The organism is Simplicispira metamorpha, from assembly GCF_004341365.1.
Classification (GTDB): domain Bacteria; phylum Pseudomonadota; class Gammaproteobacteria; order Burkholderiales; family Burkholderiaceae_C; genus Simplicispira; species Simplicispira metamorpha.
This window is the reverse complement of the sequence record NZ_SLXH01000055.1, coordinates 1-2,593: the sequence shown is the minus strand read 5'-3', so window position 1 is coordinate 2,593 and position 2,593 is coordinate 1. Positions and strand designations below refer to the sequence as shown.

General features: G+C 64.1%; 6 protein-coding genes and 1 pseudogene. 5 read left to right on the top strand and 2 right to left on the bottom strand.

Features of this window, described 5'->3' with window-relative positions:
- The first annotated feature begins 25 nt into the window (after positions 1 to 25).
- Complete coding sequence (locus EV674_RS18055; RefSeq protein WP_424540839.1) at positions 26 to 130, top strand: helix-turn-helix transcriptional regulator; 105 nt, start codon at positions 26 to 28, stop codon at positions 128 to 130.
- A gap of 14 nt (positions 131 to 144) precedes the next feature.
- Entirely contained in the window at positions 145 to 549 is a 405-nt protein-coding gene (locus tag EV674_RS17175; protein ID WP_132750518.1) for a hypothetical protein, read from the top strand.
- A gap of 121 nt (positions 550 to 670) precedes the next feature.
- On the opposite strand, the gene EV674_RS17170 is transcribed toward EV674_RS17175, so the two are convergent.
- Positions 671 to 1,030 (bottom strand): BrnA antitoxin family protein, encoded by a 360-nt coding sequence (locus tag EV674_RS17170; protein WP_119014931.1) that lies wholly within the window; start codon positions 1,028 to 1,030, stop codon positions 671 to 673.
- A pseudogene (locus EV674_RS17165) lies at positions 1,011 to 1,256 on the bottom strand (BrnT family toxin); the annotation flags it as partial. The gene EV674_RS17170 and the pseudogene EV674_RS17165, both read right to left, overlap by 20 nt.
- Positions 1,257 to 1,619: 363 nt before the next feature.
- Here EV674_RS17165 and EV674_RS17160 point away from each other — a divergent pair.
- Genes EV674_RS17160 through EV674_RS17150 form a run of 3 tightly spaced genes read left to right on the top strand, consistent with a single transcriptional unit; the run spans position 1,620 to position 2,493 of the window.
- Positions 1,620 to 1,850: a hypothetical protein gene (locus EV674_RS17160; RefSeq protein WP_132750517.1), complete on the top strand. Its 231-nt coding sequence runs from the start codon at positions 1,620 to 1,622 to the stop codon at positions 1,848 to 1,850.
- A complete protein-coding gene (locus EV674_RS17155) occupies positions 1,847 to 2,122 on the top strand; it encodes a hypothetical protein (protein WP_119014935.1) in 276 nt (91 codons plus the stop codon). Before EV674_RS17160 ends, EV674_RS17155 begins: the two co-directional genes overlap by 4 nt.
- Positions 2,119 to 2,493 carry a hypothetical protein gene (locus EV674_RS17150; protein WP_119014934.1) on the top strand — a complete coding sequence of 125 codons (375 nt, stop codon included), beginning with the start codon at positions 2,119 to 2,121 and terminating at the stop codon, positions 2,491 to 2,493. Before EV674_RS17155 ends, EV674_RS17150 begins: the two co-directional genes overlap by 4 nt.
- The last annotated feature ends 100 nt before the right edge of the window (positions 2,494 to 2,593 follow it).

Below are 2,593 nucleotides of genomic sequence, written 5' to 3'. Positions count from 1 at the left end.
CAGCCCAGCGACTTTGTGGCGCAAGGTGCGCGACCAGTCCTTTCCAGCTCCAGTCCGGCTGGGTGCCGCCATCACAGCATGGAAGGTTGGCGACATTCGCCAGTGGCTTGCCGCTCAGGCCGCAGCGTGAAGGGGGCACTGACCATGCACCACACCCCCATCTACGCCCACCCGGACGGCCACGAAATCACCGTGGGCCAGGGCCTGCTGACCGCTTGCACCGCCGAGGGCATTGCCTTGTCCATGCCCATCGGCCCTGATGGCCTGGCCGCCTTGGGCGCTGCGCTGCTGGAACACGCGACTACCGCGGCCCAGGACGAGAGCGAGCGCGCTGGCGCCGCTTTGGGCACCGACTTGGCGCGTGAACTGTCCGCGCTGCGCGGCCGCCCCCAGGCAGAGACGTTCCGCGCTGTACGCGAGGCCCTGCGCACCCTGACCAAACTGGAGCACCCCGACAGCGCTGCCGGTGGCTTTGCCGTTGCCATCGTCAACCTGCTGGAGCTGGGCACCGCGAACCTGCCCCGATGCGATGAAGGGGCCGACAAATGAAAATGCCCCGTCCCACAAAAAATGCAGAACAGGGCACAGCCGGGCAAGGCGCAGCCATCGTACCGGATACCGCCAGCGCCAGCAAGACGCCCGACGCCCAACCGCTGGTGCTGCCCACCCCCTATGCTGGCGAGTGGGTCTTGAGCCAGTCTTTCAGCGCAGCATCCATGCGCGTTTGCCAGCCTGCACCCGTGGCCTTGAATGCGGCCAACACGTCAGGGCTGTACCGCACTGTCACGGCCACCTTGGTGGGTGCCTTCTGTGGCCCGCGCTCACCGGGCTTGCGCTGGAGCTTGGTCAGCTTGGTATGGGTGGCGGCATCAAAGAAGGCCGACGCCGGTTTGGCGCGGGCAAAGTCTGCCTCTGTCCATTCGGGCGAATCGGTATCCGTGGCAATGGCCGCGTTGATGGCGGCATCCTCTTGCGCATCGGGCAGTGCAATCAAGCGCCCGGACTTGGTTTTAATGAACTGCTGCTGCATACCGTTTTACCTCTCTGGAGTTGGCTTTGCGCAAACTGATGATGCGCACCGCCGTTTCACGCAACGCGAAAACCATCACATACAGCCGGTCGCCAATCAGGCCCATGGCCTCAAATCGGGTTTCACCGTACTGGTGGCGGTGGTCTGCTTTGATGATGGCCGTATCCCATTCAAACCCTTCTGCCTCGTGGAACCAGACCCGATGTTTGGCTACGTTGGCTGCGAGCTTCTGGGGGTCATGGGTCTAGCGGATCGCATTGATTGTAGTTACAAAAAGCTAGAGGGGCATGGACTGCCCACCTTCACCGCTGGCGTTGCTCGTGGCACAATTCGCCCAGGTGCTGAAAAGCACCACGGGCTTGGTCGCCCGGAAATCAGTAGGCGCAGCAGCCGCGCCCAATTTGGACAGCGGCTTTTTTACGCCCATGCGCTGCGCATGGCACACATGGCTTTCCTTTTTGGCGGGCCGTGTGGGGACACCCGCAAGGGTGTGCCGGTTCCTACTGCCGGTCGACCAACCCTGCACGGTCTGCCACCCTTGCTTGGTCGCTGGGGTGGCAGGTTTCAAACCTGTTCAGTAGGAGCCACCATGGCTAACACCCCCCAGGGCCGCACTGCGCCCGCGTCTGCGCACGCCCCCACGGGCAATACCCCCACCCTCGATACCGTCGCCCTGCACTTTGAGGCCGTCAACGCCTGCGCCATGGCGCGCTGGTACGCCGCCCGCCACCAACACGCAGCCGCCGCCCGCAAGAGCGCCCAAGCCCTGACCGCACTGCGCCGCCTGGCCGCGTTTGAACGTGCGGAGGTGGCAGCATGACCGCCGTCACCCTGACCGAACGCCAGAAAATCGGCCTGCAAGCCACCTACCAAACCGAAAGCCTGCTGCACACATTGCTGCGCACAACGCACCATGGCGACATGGAGGAGCTGCCCTTCCTTGTGCAGGCCATGCTGCCGCGTCTGCTGGAACTGAACAGCGTTTCTATGAGCGCGCACGACCCCGGCAGCGACGACTTGCCATCTATTCGTGAGCAGTTGCACGGGGGCTATCAGCACCTGGCACTGGGCGCAAAAGGCGGTGCAGCATGAGTGCGCCCCACAAGAGCATCCCGCACGACAACGCCTTTGACGTGCTGCGCAAAAGCCACGGCGTCATCCTGACCGAGCGTGAAACCGCCCATATCTCCACGGCCCTGCAAGGCATCCACACCATTGCGGCCATCCTGCAACAGCGCGAGCTTGATGCGGAGCTGGAAGACGACAGTACCCTGAGCTTTGGCCCCAGCGTGGCGCAGGGCTTGATTTCTGCCCTGGCCACCTGTGCCAAGTACGCCGAGGGCATTGTGGACACGGGCGGCATCGCAGGCCAATGCGCAATACACGACACCCCAGCCTATGCCGAGCTGGAGGCCGCCCGCTGGCGTGTGCTGGAAGCCAACCGCAAGGGGGCCACACCATGACCTTCGACCGACGCAACCTACCCGAGCCGGTGGGCTACTACGAAGCCGCTGGACTGGTGTTCCGCGAGAGGAAAGGCAAGTGGCGCACCACGCGCTGCGA

Excerpts from the sequence above, each read along its gene's own strand:
- EV674_RS17160 (WP_132750517.1), top strand. The coding sequence starts at position 1,620 with ATGGCTAACACCCCCCAGGGCCGCACTGCGCCCGCGTCTGCGCACGCC.
- EV674_RS17170 (WP_119014931.1), bottom strand. The coding sequence starts at position 1,030 with ATGCAGCAGCAGTTCATTAAAACCAAGTCCGGGCGCTTGATTGCACTG.
- EV674_RS17155 (WP_119014935.1), top strand. The coding sequence starts at position 1,847 with ATGACCGCCGTCACCCTGACCGAACGCCAGAAAATCGGCCTGCAAGCC.
- EV674_RS17150 (WP_119014934.1), top strand. The coding sequence starts at position 2,119 with ATGAGTGCGCCCCACAAGAGCATCCCGCACGACAACGCCTTTGACGTG.
- EV674_RS17175 (WP_132750518.1), top strand. The coding sequence starts at position 145 with ATGCACCACACCCCCATCTACGCCCACCCGGACGGCCACGAAATCACC.